We start from the raw sequence: 17,629 nt of genomic DNA, 5'->3' as shown, positions 1-17,629 counted from the left end.
CCTGTGGTGAACGTGCTTGTGGTCGAGAGTGGTTCGGACCGAAGGTCCTTTCCCACGATCGATGGAGTCGACTTCCGACGCTGCTCGACGGATGAACTCGCCGATGTCGTGTCGTGGGCCGAGGTGCTGCTGTTTCGGACCTTCGAGACCGCCGATCTGCGGTCCGTCTGGCCCGATGCCGAGAACCTTCGCTGGATCCACGCGTCGAGCGCCGGCGTCGATCGACTGCTGGATCCGGTTCTGCGCGAGGGCCCGTGGATGCTGACGAACTCCGGCGGAATCCTCGACCGGGCCATCGCCGAGTATGTCGCAGCCGGCATTCTGGCGTCGGTCAAGAAGCTGCCCCGCGCGCTTGCTCGGCAGCGCGATCGAGTCTGGGAGCACAGAGTCACCAGCGGAATTCATGGTCGCGCCGCTCTCGTCGTCGGTCCCGGTTCCATCGGACGCGAGATTGCCCGGGTACTCGGCGCGCTCGGGATGCGTGTCGACGCCGCCGCAACGTCCGAGCGGGCGGGCGATGCGGAGTTCTCGCGAATCCGAAACGTCCGACAATTGCCGACGTATGCAGGCGAATACGACGTGATCGTGCTGGCGACACCGTTGACCGATGCCACGCGCGGACTCGTCGATGCGGAGGTGCTGGCGGCCATGCGGTCCGATTCGGGCCTGGTCAACGTCGCCCGCGGACCCGTCGTCGACGAACACGCCCTGTGTGACGCCCTGGGATCCGGCAGCATCGGGTGGGCGGTGTTGGACGTGTTCGAGGTCGAACCACTGCCGGAAACGAGCCCACTCTGGGGCATGGACAATGTCATCCTGACCGCGCATCTGGCGGGCGACGCCGACGACTTCGCCGAGCGTCTGTGGGCGCTGTTCGAGGACAACCTGCAGCGATATGTCCGCGGTTCGGCACTGGTCAACGTCGTGGACATGCGGTTGGGTTACGTACGCCGCTGATACGGACCGGGAAAGTATGCGTAACACTGCGTAGCGTGTACTAGGCTGCACCGGTGCGTGAAATAAATCGTTCGGCCGTGGCATCGACCAGTCGCGACGCGGCGTTCGCCTACATGGACGACTTCAGGAACGTCCCGCAGTGGATGTTCGGCATCACCCGGTTCGAGCCGAAGAGCGACATCCTGTCCGGTCTCGGTGCCACGTACGACGCGACGATGCAGATCGGCCCGAAGGCCCTCACCTCCGTTGTGCACGTGACCGAATGGGTCCACAACGAGAGGCTCACACTCGAATCGGTCGAGGGCCTGTCCAACTCGTCCACGTGGTCGTTCTCCGATACAGCAGACGGCGGTACCCGTCTGGACGTGGTGTTCCGCTACAGCCTGCCCGGCGGCATCGCGGGCAAGGTGCTCGGCGCTGTGGTCGAACCCGTTGTGGGTCAAGCGATCAAGCACACGGAGTCGACACTGCGGTCCCGCCTGGAAGCGGCCGACTAGTACACGTACTTGTCGAGTGCATCCAGTACCTGGTCGACGGCGAGCCACGCGAACAGGAATGCGCAGACACCGAGCGTGAGGTTGGTGAACCAGCCGTTGCGCCACTGCCGCGGCACACGGTCGCTGTTGAGCAGAATCAACAGCGTCACCGCCAGGAACGGCATGAACACCGCCCCGAGGACGCCGTACGTGAGCACGAGCCCGATCGGTTGGTCCAGCCACAGCAGCGCCATGGGCGGGAACGTCAGCCACGCGACGTACCAGCGGAAGTACTTGCCGCCCACTCGCGTTTCCGGGTGACCCTGTTCGAGGCCCTTCAGATTGCCGACGAAGTCCGCGAACATCAGGCTCACGCCGTTCCACACCCCGATCAGCGACGAGAACGACGCCGACCAGAATCCGATGAGGAACACGTAGCCGAACACCGTGCCGTAGCGGTCGGCGAGTACGTCGGAGAGTTGGATCAACCCTTGATCGCCGGTGGAGATCGCGATCTGCGACGAGTACAGCAGTTCGGCACCGACGATGAGCATCGCGAGGACGAAGATGCCGGAGATTACGTAGGCCATCGAATTGTCGATGCGCATGACACGCATGAATCTCGGTGTGATCCAGCCCTTCTCGCGCAGCCAGTAGCCGTATGCGGCGAGCGTGATGGTGCCACCGACGCCACCGGCGAGGCCGAGGACGTACACGATCGAGCCGTCGGGAATGGTGGGGACGATGCCCTTGACGATCGCGGGAACGTTCGGAACCGCCACCACTGCAGCGCCGATCACGGTGACGAACATGATCCCGACGAAGACGGTGATGATCTTCTCGAAGAATCCGTAGCTGCCCAGCCAGATCAACGCGAACCCGAGGAGCCCGGATGCGATGGCGACGACCTTGAGATCCAGTGCCGGGAACAGTGCGACGATCGGTAACGCGCTCGACGACATCGCCGCCGCACCGTAGACGAATCCCCAGATCACGATGTACGGCGCGAAGTACACCGTCGTCCATCTACCCAGCGAACGCCAGCCCTGGAAGATCGTGTTGCCCGACGCCAACGTGTAGCGGCCGGCACCTTCCACCAGAACGACTTTCATGACGACGCCGACGATGATGACCCAGAGCAGTGCGTAGCCGTAGCGCGAGCCGGCCACCAACGTGGCGACGAGGTCGGCGGCGCCGATGCCGGTTGCGGCGACCACCAGTCCGGGGCCGACCACCTTCCATTTCGGAGGTGCAGTGGTCTCGGTCATCGGTTCTCCTCGCGTGCCGGCGGGTGCTCAGTGACCTGTCTCACTCTTTACGAAACGCATGGTCTCTGGCAAGTCGGCTAGGCGCGACTAGGAGATCGTCGTGGTGCAGACGACGAATTGCCTTGATTCGTAGGCGAATCCACCTTCGGGGCATTCGTTGGGATCGGCGGTACCGGTTTTGATCTCGGTGACCTGTTCGACGTCGGTCGCACTGGGGTCGCTGCAGTCGACTCGTGATGGCTCGTCCATACCCATGGTGGGGACGCTCATGCAGCCGTCGACAACCCAGTCGACGTCGAGGCACAGAGCGCCCTGCTCGACCCCGTCGAGCGTCTCGTAGTAGGTCTGATTCACGTCGGTGGGGCACTGCTCGTTCTGCTCGGCCTTGGCGATGACCTTGTAGTTCGACTCCATGCTGCCGCATTCGGCGTTCTCGATGGTGGCGGCCGTCATCGTCCCGCCGAGCTGGACGCATTGACCGATCTCGACATCGATGTCGGTGGAGCCGCCGGCGTCGATGCCCTCTTGGCCCGAGACGTCGTCGGTCGTGCTGGGAGCGGTGGACGTCGAGGCGGTTGTGGTGGCATCTGCGGCGACCGCGTTGCCGGCTTCGGACGACGAACAGCCTGCGGCGAACAGCAGAGTGAGAGCTGCACCTGCGGCGAGGAGGCCTCTGGACAAAGCAAGCATGGCGACATGACCTTCGGAACTCATCCAGGCGAGGGCATACCCTCGTCGGCAGCCCCGCGGGCCACCGAAGAAAGATTCTTTACCATTCGCGGGGGTTTGAAAAGCGCACAGCTGGAAGTCACGAACGGAACACGATGCCGGCGACCCATTTGGTGTTGTGGACGCCCGGGAGGGCAGGAACGATCACGCGCGCGGGAAATCCGTGATCGAGCGAGAGATCGACACCGTTGACCTTCAATGCCAGCAACGAGTCCGGATGCGCCGCTTGATTTCCCTGCAGCACCGCACGGGTGAAGGCTCCGTTCTGCTCCAGCGAGCTCACCTCGGCCGAGCGCGGTGCGGGGACGCCTGCCAGCGCGGCGAGTTCGGCCAACGGGACGCCGGTCCACGTCTGCGTGGTGGACCATCCTTCGACGCACGCGATCGGAAGTTCGGCAGTGCGCTGCGGCATCGACAGCAGCCTGCCTCGGGTCAACACGATCGGCACGGCGTCCTCGGCTGCGCTGCTGATCGTCAGTTGCCAGTCGGCTCCGGTCTGCGCCTCGGTGATCCCCGCGGCTTCGGCCGTTCGGTTGATCTGGAAGTCGTTGGGGCCATCACCGTAGGAGCGTCCGCGGGGTAGCAGAATCGCTGCCTTGCGCAGCACTCCCCCGAGCGTCTGTCCCACCGTCAGCACGGCGATGAAACCCATTCCGGCAGCGACCAATCCGATGGCACCGCGTCGACTCATGGTCGACGGAGGGTTGTCGTCGGTCTGCTGGTCCGGCGCTTCGTTGCGGGCGCGCAGAACGTCCATCAGCGACTCGGACCGCAGGGTGCGCCACATCAGCGGGACCTTGAGACCCAGGTGGACGAGAAATCCTGAGATGAACACCCAGGCACCGAAGTAGTGAGCGGCGTAGAAGTCGAAACCGAACACGTAGTCGTACTGGATGTTGAGAACACCAGTGACGATCTCGAACAGCAATCCACCGACCAGTGCCAACAGCGACAGTCGTTCGAGCGCATGTGCAGGCGATCGAACCGGCGGCAGTTCGACGAGCTTGGGCATCACCGACCACAGTTTCGCGATGACGAGCGGCACGATGATCAGCCCGAGCCCGACGTGCAGGCCCTGCGTGAGTTGGTACAACCAGGCAGGGTCGGTGGGCCAGTCGAAGTACGGCAACCGCAGCCACCCCACGGCACCGGGTTTGGCCTGGCCGAACTGCGGCCCGTAGGCGCTGTACGAGAGCAACCCCGTCACCGTGACGATCGGCAGCGCGACGAGAAGCACCGCACCGAACAGCGACGTCAACCACGTCCCGCGCAGCGGACTGCGAAAGCGCACGAGAGAGTTGCGGGCTTCGGCCATGTAGGGCATTCGCTGCCCAGGCAGTCCCGGATGTGTCGCGTCCAATTCCCCTGCCCGACGCATCGCCTCGTAGAAGGCTTTCGCATCGGCGGCGGTGGACGTCTTGGGTCGGTCGGACGCCCATCGGTCGAACAGCTCGTCGTACCTCTCCCCCAGCGCCGACGGCACCGCCGGGTACCGAGCCGCGATCTCGGCTGCCCGCTTGCGCAGCAGAGCTGTTCGCGTGGCGTCGATTGTGGCCGAATCGAACCCCGGGGGCAGCGGGTCTCCCGCGACGAGTGCGCGGATCAGCTCCTTCTGTCGTCGCGCCAAGTTCTCGTTCACGTGGTCCGGCCCAGCAGCCGGTTCGGGGTGATTCGTGGCAGACCGGCGGAATCGGAGATCGCATCGAGTTCGTCGAACAGCTTGTGTTCGGGCGGGTAATGGCCGTCGCGTTCGAGCATCAACGGCGGGCGGTGCCCTGCCGCGGTGAACGTGCGGAGCAGCTCGAGCACTTCCTCAGGTACGGATGCAGTGTGCGTGTCGTGGTAGAAGCCGTCGCGAACGGTGCCACCGGCGATGTGGCAGTACGCAATTCGTTCCAGGGGCAGTCGTGTCAGTTCGATCCAGGGGTCACAGCGTCGGTTCCGTGCGTTGGCATGGACGTTGGCGATGTCCAAGACCAGACACACGCCCGTGCGTTCGACCAGCTCGGTGAGAAACTCGCTCTCGGTGAGCTCGTCGTCCGGCCAATCGAACAGTGCCGCAATGTTTTCCACGGCCAGCGGGACGGAGAGGCCGTCCTGGGTCCGCGTGATGTTGCGAGCCAGCACCGTCAGCGCTTCACGAGTCCGCGGCACCGGTAGCAAGTGACCGGCCTCGATTCCGTCGGCGCGGACGAAGGCGACGTGCTCGCTGACGATCGGTGAGCCGAGCATCGACGCCACCCGTTCCAGGTGCGCAATTCGGTGCGGCTCGACCGGCTCGGCACCGCCCAGGGACAGGGCGATTCCATGAGTGACGACGGGGACGCCCAACGCGGTGAGGCGCTCCGGTGCGTGGTCCCCGATCGATTCGGCGATCACCTCGCAGAACGCGAGACCCGGCAATTGCGAGATGATCCCCGAAATCTCGGAGCGCCAACCGATTCCGAGGCCCGCAGGCAGGGCATCGATGCTCACCCGCCGCACCCGCCGCCGCAGCCACCACCGCCACCGCCGTCACCGCCGCCGCTGTCGCCACTGCTTCCGCTGTCGCCGCCGAATCCGAACGATGCAGCTCCGCCGGCGTGAGCGGATCCGTAGCTCAGCGCGCCCGCCATCGTCGGATCGAGCAGCATCAGTGCTCCCGCTCCGAAGAGCGCGGCCGACATGCCAGCGCGCGACGGACCGTAGGCGGTGAAGGACGGGCGAGAGCGTGGCGAGAGATAGTCGTTCTCGGTGCGGAGGCGTCGAAGTTCGGCATCGCCGAGTGCGGTTCGACGTCGTCGGCGAACTGCGAACGGAAGTGCCACGAGCAGCAGGACGACGATGCCGACGAGGAAGCCGACCGGCTTACCGTTCGCGATGCCTGCAACGATGCGTGCGACCCCGAGGGCTGCGACGAAGAGGATGGGGAACGTTCGGGGCAGCATGGGCTGCGCGGCGGCGCCGTGCATCAAGCCTTCGTCGACGAGCGCGTTGCGCAGCTGCGCACACGAACCGGACATGTTCGTCACCAGCCGGGATCGAACCAGGGGTGCCTTTCCGCTGCCGAGTCGTTCGAGGACGGCGCGCGTGAACCAATCCAGCTGCATGCGCTCGGAATCGGTCAGGGTGCGCCGCCGACTTCCCCGCGAATCGATCACGTCGGCACCGCGCAGGATTGCCAACGACGCCATCACCGCCTGGTCGTCGCTGGTGAGCGCCCCGACCTCGGGTGGGGTGAGGACTCGTCCGGTCGGCGATGCCGAAGCGGACCGATGTGCAGCGAGCCGGTTACTCACCAGCGTCAGGGCCACTGCGAGGACGGCTGCGAGTAGATACCACCGCAGGAACTCCGCGCCGGCAATGCCCCAGGTGTCGGTACTCTCCACGGCTGCACCACCCTTCGGTCGGAACCAGCATCTGGTGTCAGTATCGGGCCCACCGGCCAGAAAGCAAGCCCGAGACGTCCCCGCGGGGACGCGTCGATCCCCGTCGAGAAGTTCTTGTCGGTGCCCCACCGTACGGTTCGTCGAACATGTATTCGATGAATGGGGGCGTTCGTGATCGACATGGCCGAGACGGGATCCGAGGCGGGACGGATCGAGACGAGAGAGATCGAAACCGAGATATGCGCTCTGGCCGGTCAGATCGCTGCGGCGTCGGCGCAGTATCTGATCTTGGTGGGTGAGTTCGACGTGCGACGCGGATGGGCGGGCTGGGAAGTGCGGTCGTGTGCGCACTGGTTGTCCTGGCGTGCGGGAGTCGACCTGCACACGGCCCGTGAGCAGGTGCGGGTTGCCAAAGCGATGCGAGAGCTGCCGCTGATCACCTCGGCGTACCTGAGCGGCACGGTCTCGTACTCGAAGGTACGGGCGATGACGCGGGTGGCGACGGCCGAGAACGAGGCGTCGCTGCTGCAGAAGGCGCTCGATGCTCCCGCCGCACATATCGAACGGCTCTGCCGTGGTCTGAAGAAGGCGATGCGTCCCACTCGGCAGAACGGTGTGGACCGAGATCCGTGCGTCGGACGGTGGCGCTGGGACGAGGACGACGGCTCGCTCGTGCTGACGGCGCGCTTTCGGCCCGAGGACGGTAAACGGATCATGGCTGCATTGACCAGGGCGGAGTACGAACGCACCCGCACGGAGGAGGAACGCGGCGCAGATCGGGCCGCCCCCGCTCCCATCGATCCGGTGCCGGCGATGATCGCCATGGCCGAGATGGTCTGCGCTGCGCTGGATTCGCCGGTTGTCTCACCGGCAGCGGAAGTGTTGGTCCACATCGGCAACAGTGCCGAAGCCGGATGCGATCACGCCCATTTCGACGACGGCCCGGGTTTGGACGACGAAACGTTGGCTCAGGTGCTGTGCTCCGCAGTCATGCGGACGGTCGGTCACGGCCGCCTCGGCAAGACCGTGCGTTGGAGTGCCACTGCCAAGGCTCCGAGCCGAACCCAGTTGCGTCAGTTGATCATTCGCGACCGATGCTGCGCGGTGCCGGGATGCGGCCGTACCCGCTTCATGCATGCGCATCATGTCACCTATCGGTCACGCGGTGGTGAGACCACACTCGACAACCTGGTCCTGCTGTGCGGCGAACACCATCGAGCGCTGCACGACGGTTACTTCTTCATCGAAGCCCGTGGAGATCAACGCTTCTCGTTTCGTCATCCGTCGGGAACCGAGGTCATCCACGCTCCCGCGATGTCGGGAGACGCCGACGAGATGAGGCGACGGTACGGCGGCATCGCGCCCGACGCCATCGTCCCGAACTGGGGTGGTGAAGGCCTCGACCTCAGCTACGCGACCGATGTCCTGATCACCAATTGGCAGCAGGCTGCATGAAATGGGGTCGTCGAGGGCAAGTTAGTGTGACGGCGAGACTCGGACAAGAAGCGGTGGCACATGAGCGTCGACAGATCATTGGGGGACGAACAGCCCTGGCCGGTGGAACGAGCACCGAGCCGGAGCGACGCGACCAGGCCCGAGGACGACCCTTTCTACACTGCGCCCGAGGGGTACGAAGCAGCTCTACCGGGCACGATTCTCAAGGTGCGGCCGGTCGAGGTCGCGATGTTCGGTCGCGTGCGCCAGCGAGTCGACGCCTGGCAGCTGCTCTATCGCACCGCTGATCTCGGTGGTTTTCCGCAGGCCAGCGTTACGACTGTGCTGCGCCCGCGGGATGCCCAGCCGGTGCTGCTGTCGTATCAGTGTGCGATCGACGGCGTCGCATCCTCGTGTTTCCCGTCCTACGCGCTTCGGCGTGGCTCGCGGGCGTTCGGTGCCGTTCCGCAGTTCGAGTTCCTGCTGGTACTGCACGCCCTGCGCCGTGGTTGGACCATCTCGATCCCGGACCACGAGGGTCCCGACGGTCATTGGGGTTCGCCGCAGGAACCCGGGTTCTGCACGCTCGACGCCGTTCGCGCGGCGCTGTCGTTCGAGCCGCTGGAACTGCATTCGAGCACGCCGGTAGCGCTGTGGGGCTACTCGGGCGGCGGGCTCGCGACATCCTGGGCGGCGGAGATGGCGCCGGAATACGCTCCGGAGATCGAAGTGGTCGGTGCCGCCCTCGGCTCGCCCGTCGGAGATCCCGGTTCGGCGTTCACCAGGCTTAACGCAACGTTCCATTCGGCGTTGCCGACACTGGTGGTTGCGGGTCTGCGACGCACCTATCCCGAGCTGGACCGGGTCATTCGCCAGTACGTCGACGAGGACGGAATGCGCATTCTCGATTCCGTCGAGAACATGACGACCGTCCGCGCTGTCACCCGCCTCGCGCGGCACGATCTGGACCGCTACATCGACGTTCCGTTGGCAGACTTGCTGGCTCTGCCCGAGATCGTGCAGGTGTTCCAGGACATTCAGCCGGGCCGAACGGCTCCGACGGCACCGCTTCTGGTCGTTCAGTCGGTGCACGATCAGATCATTGCCGTCGACGACGTGGACGGGCAGGTGGATCGGTACATCGAGGCCGGTGCCCACGTGACCTATCTACGAGATCGGCTGAGCGAACACCTGTCGCTGCACCCGCTCAGCGCGCCGCTGACACTGGACTGGCTGGCCGATCGATTCGCCGGCCTGCCGGTCGAGGAACCGTCGACGCGAACGGTGTGGTCCACAGCGTTCTCGCTCTCGGCGGTGCGCGGGTTGTTGTCGCTGACCTGGACAACCATCACAGCGTTGGTCGTCGGCATCCGGGCGTAGCTACTCTCGGGCTGATGCGACGAACCTGGATACGAATACTCACCGGCACGATCGCCATTCTGGGCATCGCCACCGGGCTCGTGGCGATGGGCGTCTACTACACCGACACCCGGGTCAACGTGCTGATCGCGCTCGCGTCGTTCGCTCCGTTGATGTTCGTCGCCGTCGTCGTCGGTGCCCTGGTGGCGTTGATCGGTCGACGCTGGGTTCTGGCGGGAGTCTCCGCGCTGGTGCTCGCTGCAGGCGCATTCGCGTACGCACCGCTCTACGTTGCGGACGCGGCACCCGAGGACGGGACGAGCTCCGACGGCGTACGACTGCGCGTGATGCAGGCGAATCTGATGATCGGGCTGGCCGATCCGACTGTCGTGGTCGGGCAGGCCCGCGACAGCGCCGTCGATGTCGTCACGATTCAGGAATTGACCGACGCATCGGTCATCGGTCTGCGTGACGCCGGCATGGAAGAGCTCTTTCCCTACAGCTACCTCCGGCCGTACGTGACAGGCGGCGGTGGGGCCGGAATCTACAGCCGATTCCCGATCTCGGACAACCGTGAGCTCGACGGGTACGGCCCGGTGAATCTCGCCACCGAGGTCGAGATCCCCGGTTCCGAGCCGGTCACGCTGCTGGCCGTGCATCCCGGTCCCGCCTACATCACCCCGGCCGATATCTGGACCGCCGAATTGGACACGCTCCGAGACGATTTGGAGGCAGCGGCGGGCAGCGGTCCGGTGATCGTCAGCGGCGACTTCAACACGACGTATTCACACAAGAAGTTCCGCAACCTGCTCGATGCCGGATATTCCGACGCCGCAGCGCAATTGGGGAAGGGACTGATTCCCACGTATCCGACGGACAAGGGCACACCGGCCGTCGTCGGGATCGACCACATCCTCACCAACACCGGTCACGCTCGGTCCTTGGAGCGAATCGATCTCCCCGGATCGGACCACCATGGGTTGATCGGGGAGATCGAGTTCTCCTCGAGCGTCAGCTGACGCGAACGACCTGCTTCCGAGACTTGCCGCATTGCAAGAGGATTCGCACCGCGGCGGGAGTGCCGTCCAGCGACGTCACGATGTCGTTGCGGGTCTGTGCCGCCGCGCTTGCCACCTTGTCGAGCGACGTGACTGCGGGGTCGAGCGTCGCGGTGATCTCGACGACTCTCTGACCACGGTCTGACACCGAACGACCGGTCGCCGAGACGACACCTTCGTGCGCGGCAAGTGACTTCGCGGCGCTTCGAGCAGCGGTTCCCAGGTCGACACTGAGCCGGCCGTCGACATCTGCATCCGCAGTGGACGCGAAAGCGACGGTGCCGACCGAGCGGCGCGGCAAGTGGGCGAGTAGCCACCACAGACCGAGCAGAACGAGGACGATGGCTGCTGCTCCGAGAGCCCAGGGCCACCAGCCTGCGTCGACGGCGGTGTCGACGAAGGCCGCGTCGAGACGTTCTCGGCCGGGAAACTGTCCGCGCTCCCAGGCGATTGCTCCGCCGCCCAGAGCGATCAGGGCAAGGCCGACGACGGCGGTGCTGGTTCGGTCGACCGAAGCGGTGGCGCGTTTCACGATGGTTGTCCTGTCGTTCGCACTCGGGTGCGGACCTTGGGAGCCGACGCGAGTGGGCGGAGGGCGTCGTCCACGGAGGTGACGACGGAGGACTTCAGCTGCGAGGTGTCAGTGCCTGCGACGGTGGACACGGCGACGGTAACCTTCTTGTTGCCGGCCTTGGCGGTCGCAGAATCGACTCCGATGCTGTCGAGAGCGGCGGTGCGGGCAACGGCTGCGACGTCGCCCTTGCGGAGCCAGACGTCCTGCTCGGAGAGGGCGCGGTGGGTGCGCCGACGGGGGCGGATCGCGGCGAAAACCAGAAGGAAGCCCACGACGACTGCGGCGATGCCTGCGGGCAGCATCCACTGCTGCGCGGTGAGTCCGTCCAGGTTCGTGGCGGCGGGGCCGACCCACTCGGGGCCGTCGATGGCACCCAGGGCGAGCAGTGCCTCGCGGCCGAGGACCACTCCGGCACCGATGAGGACGAGTGCGAACAGGATTGCGGGTACGGCTGCGGTGGGGTTCGCCACCGGCTTCTTGCCTGCCTTCTCGATCACTGCACTCTCCCTTCTTCATGGGTGGCCTCGGCGGGTACGCATTGGACGGTGACGTCGACACGGTCGACGGTGTAGATGCCCAGCTCGGACAGATCCCGTGCCACTGCGGCACGAACGTCGGCGGCGACCTTCGCCAGCGGCGAGGGCCACGTGACCGCCACCGCTACCTGCGCGCGGACACGGGAGCCGTTGACCGTCACGTCGGCCTTGGGCAGATCGCGCCCACCGAGGACGCGTAGACCCGGCTGAGGTCGGGCGACCGCGTCGGTGCTGCGGGCAGCGAGGACGGCGAGACGCTCGACGGCCTTGTGCTTGATCTCCAGCGATCCGCGTTGGCCGGCGTCCCCGAGCGTGTCGGTCGTCACTGTCTCAGTCACGACCGCGACCACGCATGATCGAGTTCAGGTCCAGCTCGCCGTCGATGTAGCGGCCGACGAAGAAGCCGAGGCCGCCGAGAACGATGGCGATGAGGAAGCCGGTGAAGCCGCCTGCCGCTGCGGCGATGGCCAGCAGAAGTCCCACGAACAAACCGATGGTCGCTGTGGTCATGGTCTTGATCTCCACTCAGAGTTCGAAGTAGTTGCGCCTGGTGACGCGTTTGCGGATGCGAGCGATCCGCTTGGGAAGTGTGCGTATCGGGGACGGAATCGAGGACGCGCGGAACGCCGTCGGCGCATTCGCTGCGTTGGCAGGGGCCGAGGGCAGCACAGCGAACCGTCGGTCGACGGCGGCGAGTTCGGCCATGTACTGCGCCGGATCCCCACCGATGTCGGGGTGGTGTTCGCGTGCCACAGCGCGCCGAGCCGCCTTGTACGCGGCGGCTCGGTCGTGCGCTGCATGCTCGTTCACCTGGTCAGACTCGCACAATGTCCTCGACGGTGACGTGCACGGGCCCGTCGACCATCGTCGCTACTGTGCGCCGCACGGCGTCGGCGGTCTCACGTACCGCAACCCCGAATTCGAGAGTGACGTGAACCTCGGTTCCGTCCTCCCCGATTCGAATGCCGGCGATCCGGCGTCCGGGCAGGTACGTAGCGGCTTCGCCGAACATGCCTCCGTGCAGGCCGACGACACCGTCGATCGCCAGAACGGCGTCGGCGATGTCCTCGGACCTGTCACGTTCCGTCATGTGCGGATCGGTCACTGCACTCGGGTGGTGGCGGGCTCGGTGGCGGTGTCGTCGTCGTCCGAGCCGTCGTCGAGGTAGATGTCGTGGACGACGATGTTGACCTCGGTGACCTCGAGACCGGTCATGCGCTCGACGGCGTTGATGACGTTGCGACGGATGCCTGCCGCGAGGTCTGCGATCGAGACGCCGTAGTCGGCGACGATGTCGATGTCGACGGCTGCCTGACGCTCGCCGACCTCCACCGAAACGCCCTGCGACTGGTTGACGCGTGCGCCGGGGATGCGCTCACGGAGTGCGCCGATTGCGCGGCTCGCTCCGCCGCCGACGGCATGCACTCCCTGAACCTCACGGGTGGCGATACCGGCGATCTTGGAGACGACGGTGTCGGCAATGGTGGTGCGGCCCTGCGAACTGACGAGCACGGAATCCGACTTGGTGGTGATGTCGGTCTTGCCTTCGCCGGTTGCGGATACGGTTGCCTTGGTGTCCGTCGTGGAGCTCATGAATGCCTCTCTTCGTTGAGTGTCGTGCAGAGTGTGTGTCAGGAGTTGGTCGTAGCTCGATCGCCGAAACGCACGTACCAATAAAGTGAGCTACGTCATAGATTACGTCTGGGGGCTCGATGGAGTGGGTTGATGCATCGGACCGCGTACTCGTCGGCGCAGCCGCGCTCGGCGAGACGGATGCGTTCGAGGAGATCGTTCGGCGCTACGGCCCGGAGATGTTCCGGTACGCGCGGAACATGTTGTCCGATCAAGGTGCAGCCGAGGAGGTGGTGCAGGACGCCTTCGTGGCAGCGTGGAAGGGCCTCGACAACTTTCGAGGTGACTCGGCTCTGCGAACATGGTTGTTCTCGTTGGTCTCGCACAAGGTGATCGATCATCGACGCCGTCGCAGCGTTCCGCCCGCGGAAGATTGGGTATTCGAGCGAAAGAGCACCGGCGCGGGCAGTGATCCCGAGGCGGATGTCGAAGCCGAAAGCTTCATGACCGAGCTGGGCACAGCGCTCGCCGAGCTGCCCTACCGGCAGCGGGCCTGCTGGCTGCTTCGCGAGGTGGAAGGCCTGACGCACCCCGAGATCGGGGCGATCATGACCCTGTCCGCCGGAGCAGTACGTGGTCAGTTGACCAGAGCGCGAGCAACATTGAGCGAAAGGTTGGCAACATGGCGAACCCACTAGAGCCGGACTCGGTTCTCGCGCGTGCTGCCACCGAACTTCGGGACGCACCGCAGGAACCCAATTGGGTGGACATCAGCGCGTCCATCATCTCGAAGGTACGCAACACCACCAGACGCACGTGGCCGATCGACAGCGCGTTCCCCTCCGGCTCCACGGCCGGACCGGAGGACTCGCTGCGGGTCAGCGACCACATCGTCAAGACGACGCTTCGCCGTGCGCTGGCAGGCGTGCACGGCGCACAGCCGACCGAGATCGACCTCGATCTCGACGACCACGCCTGCATCGGTCTGTTCGTCGCGGTGATCGGGGTGTACGGCGACGACCTGCAGGCCGCCGGAGACGAGCTGGCGACCATCGCGATCGGTACCGTGTCGGACCTGTTGGGCGTCACCCTCGGGCGCGACGTCGTCGAGATACGCGTCGACGACATCGAGGAGCGCTAGCTGTACCGGCCGGGTGAGGAGACAGGCTGTGGCGGACAGGGGTGAGCTGAGGATCTACCTCGGCGCAGCACCCGGCGTCGGCAAGACCTTCGCCATGCTCGGCGAGGCGCACCGATTGCGCAGCCGGGGCTGCGACGTCGTGGCCGCGGTGGTCGAGACACACGGCCGAGCGCGGACGATCGACGCACTCGACGGCATCGAAGTGCTGCCGATGGCGACCGTGAACTATCGCGGGTCCTCGGCGCAGGAACTCGATCTCGACGCCGTCCTGGCCCGAAAGCCGCAGGTGGTGCTCGTCGACGAACTGGCGCACACCAACACCCCGGGGAGCGTGCACGGCAAGCGGTGGCAGGACGTCGAGGTGCTCCTCGACGCGGGTATCGACGTCATCTCCACCCTCAACGTGCAGCACCTCGAATCGCTCAACGACGTGGTGCAGCAGATCACCGGAGTGCCGCAACGGGAGACGGTGCCCGACAGCGTCGTTCGAGCCGCCGACGAGGTCGAGTTGGTCGACATCACCCCCGAGGCGTTGCGCAGTAGGTTGCGGCACGGCAACGTCTACGCCGCCGAGAAGGTCGACGCGGCACTGAGCAACTACTTCCGCGGCGGCAACCTCACCGCTCTGCGCGAGCTCGCGCTGCTGTGGATCGCCGATCAGGTCGACGCGGCACTGGTGAAGTACCGCAAGGACAATCGCATCACCGACACGTGGGAGGCCCGCGAGCGCGTGGTGGTGGCAGTGACCGGCGGCCCGGAATCGGAAACCCTGCTCCGCCGAGCGAGTCGGATCGCCTCGAAGTCCAGTGCAGAGCTGATGGTGCTGCACATCGTCCGCGGTGACGGGCTCATCGGCGTCTCGGCACCGCAGATGGGCTCGGTCCGCACGCTCGCCGCCGGCCTCGGTGCCAGCGTGCACAGCGTCGTCGGTGACGACGTGCCGTCGACCCTGCTCGACTTCGCCCGCGGGGTGAACGCGACCCAGCTGGTGATCGGCACCTCGAGAAGGTCCCGCGCGGCGCGAATCCTGGACGAGGGAATCGGCGCGGCAGTGGTGCAGAACTCGGGAAAGATCGACGTGCACATGGTCACTCACGCCGAGCAGGCTCGGCGACGGGGAGTGCAGGTCGACTCGGGGCGGCGCCGCATTCTTGCGTGGGTTGCCGCTGTACTGGTGCCCTGCCTGGCCGCGGCAGTGCTGAGCACGGTCGGGCCCGACTTCGACTCGAGCGGCGAGAGCGCCCTGTTCTTCATGGTGGTGCTGTGCGTCGCGCTGCTGGGAGGGGTTGCGCCGGCGGCACTCTCGGCGTTGATCGCGGGCTTCCTGCTGAACTACTTCTTCACCACCCCCAGATACAGCCTCACTATCGCCGAGCCCGACAACTTCGTCGTCACCGTCGTACTGCTCCTCGTCGCCGTCGCCGTCGCAGCCCTCGTCGACGCTGCCGCCCGGCGGACGCGTCAGGCACGCCGGGCGACGCAGGAGGCCGAACTGTTGACGCTGTTCGCCGGCTCGGTGTTGCGCGGCGCGGACCTGACCGCACTGCTCGAACGCGCCCGCGAAACGTACCGACAGAGCGGGGTAGCGCTGTGGGACAACCAGTCCGGATCGATCGTGGGTAGCGCGGGTGCGCAGGCTCCTGGCGATCGAGCCGGGGCGGACACCGAGGTCGACGCAGGCGACTTCACGTTGTTGCTCGTCGGCGAACGCACACACGCGCACGATCGGCGGGTACTCGCTGCAGTGGCCAATCAGGCCGCCGGCATGGTCCGGCAGGCGCGCCTCGCCGAGGAAGCCAGCCGCGCCAACGCTCTCGCCGAGGCCGACGCGTTGCGTCGAGCATTGCTCTCGGCCGTCAGCCACGACCTGCGGACGCCGTTGTCCGCGGTCAAAGCGGCATCCTCGTCGTTGCGCAGCACCGACGTTCAGTTCTCGCCCGAGGACACCGACGAGTTGCTGGCCACCATCGACGAGTCTGCCGATCAGCTGACCGCTCTGGTGAGCAATCTGCTCGACTCCTCGCGGTTGCAGGCCGGTGTGGTGCAGCCGAGCCTGCGGCCTGTGTTCGTCGACGACGTGCTCAGGGGCGCGTTGGTCGGAGCGGACGACCGAGTACGCGTCGAGGTAGGCGATGTCGAGGTACTGGCCGACCCGGGTCTGCTCGAACGGGTGCTCGCGAATCTGGTGAACAACAGTGCCCGCTACGCCCCCGTCGGCGACATCACCGTCAGTGCCGTCGCGCACGGCGAATGGGCGAGTATCTCCGTCGCCGACCACGGACCAGGCATCACCGAGGGAGCCGAGGAGACCATGTTCGACGCGTTCCAGCGCCTCGGTGACCGCGACAATTCGGTGGGCGTCGGGCTCGGGTTGTCGGTGGTGCGGGGATTCGTGCGGGCGATGGGCGGTACCGTCACGGCATCGAACACCGTCGGCGGCGGGCTGACGATGACGGTCGAGTTGAAGGCGGCGAGCAGGTGAAGGTGCGGGTGCTCGTCGTCGACGACGAGCCGCAGATCGTGCGAGCGTTGAGGATCAACCTCAACGTGCGTGGGTTCGAAGTGGTCAGTGCGGCGAGCGGCGGCGAGGCGCTGCGGGTGGCTGCGAACTTCCACCCGGACATCGTGATTCTCGACCTCGGCCTGCCCGACATCGACGGAATCGACGTCATCGCCGGTCTGCGCGGCTGGACCGACGTACCGATCCTCGTGCTCTCGGCGCGAACCGATTCCGCCGACACCGTCGAAGCACTCGACGCCGGTGCCGACGACTTCGTCACCAAGCCGTTCGGCATGGACGAGCTGCTGGCCCGATTGCGCGCAGCCCTGCGCCGTGGACCGCACACCGTCGCCGACCCCGTTGTTGTCACCGAGGACTTCACCGTCGACCTCGCCACAAAAACCGTTGTGCGAGGCGGTGCGAGCGTGCACCTGACCCGTACCGAGTGGGGTGTGCTCGAACTACTGGTACGCAACGAGGGCAAGCTGGTGTCGCAGAAGGACATACTGCGCACCGTCTGGGGGCCCGGCCATGAGCGCGAAACACATTATCTACGAATCTATCTCGGCCAACTGAGGCAGAAGCTCGAACGAGACCCGGCCTCCCCGGTGCATCTGATCACCGAAACCGGTATGGGTTACCGATTCGTGAGTTGAC

Annotated in this window: 21 protein-coding genes; 9 read left to right on the top strand and 12 right to left on the bottom strand. The window is 65.8% G+C overall.

Annotated features, from left to right (window positions below; translation table 11 throughout):
• The first annotated feature begins 6 nt into the window (after nucleotides 1–6).
• Nucleotides 7–957, top strand: a complete 951-nt coding sequence (locus CH302_RS10070; RefSeq protein ID WP_141216618.1) for a D-2-hydroxyacid dehydrogenase — start codon at nucleotides 7–9, stop codon at nucleotides 955–957.
• 53 nt (nucleotides 958–1,010) lie between these two features.
• Nucleotides 1,011–1,454, top strand: a complete 444-nt coding sequence (locus CH302_RS10065; protein ID WP_037195120.1) for an SRPBCC family protein — start codon at nucleotides 1,011–1,013, stop codon at nucleotides 1,452–1,454.
• On the opposite strand, the gene CH302_RS10060 is transcribed toward CH302_RS10065, so the two are convergent.
• The 5 genes from CH302_RS10060 to CH302_RS29570 form a co-directional block, all read right to left on the bottom strand.
• Complete coding sequence (locus tag CH302_RS10060) at nucleotides 1,451–2,701, bottom strand: Nramp family divalent metal transporter (protein WP_037195119.1); 1,251 nt, start codon at nucleotides 2,699–2,701, stop codon at nucleotides 1,451–1,453. The two genes, CH302_RS10065 and CH302_RS10060, sit on opposite strands and share 4 nt — an antisense overlap.
• Nucleotides 2,702–2,788: 87 nt before the next feature.
• Nucleotides 2,789–3,415 (bottom strand): LppU family putative lipoprotein, encoded by a 627-nt coding sequence (gene lppU, locus CH302_RS10055; protein WP_094649931.1) that lies wholly within the window; start codon nucleotides 3,413–3,415, stop codon nucleotides 2,789–2,791.
• 94 nt (nucleotides 3,416–3,509) lie between these two features.
• The gene (locus CH302_RS10050; protein ID WP_037195619.1) at nucleotides 3,510–4,754 is read right to left on the bottom strand and encodes a molybdopterin-dependent oxidoreductase; all 1,245 of its coding nucleotides are present in this window, start codon (nucleotides 4,752–4,754) and stop codon (nucleotides 3,510–3,512) included.
• A gap of 311 nt (nucleotides 4,755–5,065) precedes the next feature.
• Nucleotides 5,066–5,905, bottom strand: a complete 840-nt coding sequence (locus CH302_RS10045) for a DUF692 domain-containing protein (protein ID WP_052048095.1) — start codon at nucleotides 5,903–5,905, stop codon at nucleotides 5,066–5,068.
• Nucleotides 5,902–6,798, bottom strand: coding sequence for a TIGR04222 domain-containing membrane protein (locus CH302_RS29570; protein WP_037195116.1), 897 nt, complete (start codon nucleotides 6,796–6,798; stop codon nucleotides 5,902–5,904). Before CH302_RS29570 ends, CH302_RS10045 begins: the two co-directional genes overlap by 4 nt.
• Nucleotides 6,799–6,957: 159 nt before the next feature.
• On the opposite strand from CH302_RS29570, the gene CH302_RS10035 reads away from it, so the two are divergent.
• From CH302_RS10035 to CH302_RS10025, 3 genes are read left to right on the top strand one after another with little or no spacing between them, the layout of a single operon-like run.
• Entirely contained in the window at nucleotides 6,958–8,253 is a 1,296-nt protein-coding gene (locus tag CH302_RS10035; protein WP_037195114.1) for an HNH endonuclease, read from the top strand.
• A gap of 60 nt (nucleotides 8,254–8,313) precedes the next feature.
• Nucleotides 8,314–9,612 (top strand): lipase family protein, encoded by a 1,299-nt coding sequence (locus CH302_RS10030; RefSeq protein WP_037195112.1) that lies wholly within the window; start codon nucleotides 8,314–8,316, stop codon nucleotides 9,610–9,612.
• Between the two features lie 14 nt (nucleotides 9,613–9,626).
• The gene (locus tag CH302_RS10025) at nucleotides 9,627–10,610 is read left to right on the top strand and encodes an endonuclease/exonuclease/phosphatase family protein (protein WP_037195110.1); all 984 of its coding nucleotides are present in this window, start codon (nucleotides 9,627–9,629) and stop codon (nucleotides 10,608–10,610) included.
• Here CH302_RS10025 and CH302_RS10020 read toward each other — a convergent pair.
• Genes CH302_RS10020 through CH302_RS09990 form a run of 7 tightly spaced genes read right to left on the bottom strand, consistent with a single transcriptional unit; the run spans nucleotide 10,603 to nucleotide 13,352 of the window.
• Nucleotides 10,603–11,181, bottom strand: coding sequence for a hypothetical protein (locus CH302_RS10020; protein ID WP_052048059.1), 579 nt, complete (start codon nucleotides 11,179–11,181; stop codon nucleotides 10,603–10,605). The genes CH302_RS10025 and CH302_RS10020 overlap by 8 nt on opposite strands.
• The gene (locus tag CH302_RS10015; RefSeq protein ID WP_052048058.1) at nucleotides 11,178–11,720 is read right to left on the bottom strand and encodes a DUF6286 domain-containing protein; all 543 of its coding nucleotides are present in this window, start codon (nucleotides 11,718–11,720) and stop codon (nucleotides 11,178–11,180) included. Before CH302_RS10015 ends, CH302_RS10020 begins: the two co-directional genes overlap by 4 nt.
• The gene (locus tag CH302_RS10010) at nucleotides 11,717–12,097 is read right to left on the bottom strand and encodes an Asp23/Gls24 family envelope stress response protein (protein WP_037195612.1); all 381 of its coding nucleotides are present in this window, start codon (nucleotides 12,095–12,097) and stop codon (nucleotides 11,717–11,719) included. Before CH302_RS10010 ends, CH302_RS10015 begins: the two co-directional genes overlap by 4 nt.
• Entirely contained in the window at nucleotides 12,090–12,269 is a 180-nt protein-coding gene (locus CH302_RS10005; RefSeq protein WP_027495126.1) for a hypothetical protein, read from the bottom strand. The genes CH302_RS10010 and CH302_RS10005 overlap by 8 nt, the downstream gene beginning before the upstream one ends.
• Before the next feature lie 15 nt (nucleotides 12,270–12,284).
• Complete coding sequence (locus tag CH302_RS10000; protein ID WP_037195109.1) at nucleotides 12,285–12,569, bottom strand: hypothetical protein; 285 nt, start codon at nucleotides 12,567–12,569, stop codon at nucleotides 12,285–12,287.
• A 4-nt stretch (nucleotides 12,570–12,573) separates the two neighbouring features.
• Nucleotides 12,574–12,849 carry an Asp23/Gls24 family envelope stress response protein gene (locus CH302_RS09995; protein ID WP_037195611.1) on the bottom strand — a complete coding sequence of 92 codons (276 nt, stop codon included), beginning with the start codon at nucleotides 12,847–12,849 and terminating at the stop codon, nucleotides 12,574–12,576.
• Between the two features lie 11 nt (nucleotides 12,850–12,860).
• Nucleotides 12,861–13,352 (bottom strand): Asp23/Gls24 family envelope stress response protein, encoded by a 492-nt coding sequence (locus tag CH302_RS09990; protein ID WP_037195609.1) that lies wholly within the window; start codon nucleotides 13,350–13,352, stop codon nucleotides 12,861–12,863.
• A gap of 119 nt (nucleotides 13,353–13,471) precedes the next feature.
• On the opposite strand from CH302_RS09990, the gene CH302_RS09985 reads away from it, so the two are divergent.
• From CH302_RS09985 to CH302_RS09970, 4 genes are read left to right on the top strand one after another with little or no spacing between them, the layout of a single operon-like run.
• Entirely contained in the window at nucleotides 13,472–14,029 is a 558-nt protein-coding gene (locus CH302_RS09985) for an RNA polymerase sigma factor (RefSeq protein WP_052048056.1), read from the top strand.
• Nucleotides 14,014–14,472 carry a hypothetical protein gene (locus CH302_RS09980; protein ID WP_037195107.1) on the top strand — a complete coding sequence of 153 codons (459 nt, stop codon included), beginning with the start codon at nucleotides 14,014–14,016 and terminating at the stop codon, nucleotides 14,470–14,472. Before CH302_RS09985 ends, CH302_RS09980 begins: the two co-directional genes overlap by 16 nt.
• 28 nt (nucleotides 14,473–14,500) lie before the next feature.
• A complete protein-coding gene (locus CH302_RS09975) occupies nucleotides 14,501–16,954 on the top strand; it encodes a sensor histidine kinase (RefSeq protein ID WP_082323843.1) in 2,454 nt (817 codons plus the stop codon).
• Nucleotides 16,951–17,628: a response regulator gene (locus tag CH302_RS09970; RefSeq protein WP_082323842.1), complete on the top strand. Its 678-nt coding sequence runs from the start codon at nucleotides 16,951–16,953 to the stop codon at nucleotides 17,626–17,628. The genes CH302_RS09975 and CH302_RS09970 overlap by 4 nt, the downstream gene beginning before the upstream one ends.
• Nucleotide 17,629: the final 1 nt, after the last annotated feature.

It is taken from the genome of Rhodococcus sp. 15-2388-1-1a, assembly GCF_002259145.1.
In the GTDB taxonomy this organism is placed as follows: Bacteria; Actinomycetota; Actinomycetes; order Mycobacteriales; family Mycobacteriaceae; genus Rhodococcoides.
Note: the sequence above shows the minus strand (reverse complement) of the source record. Positions and strands in the feature narration are given on the sequence as shown.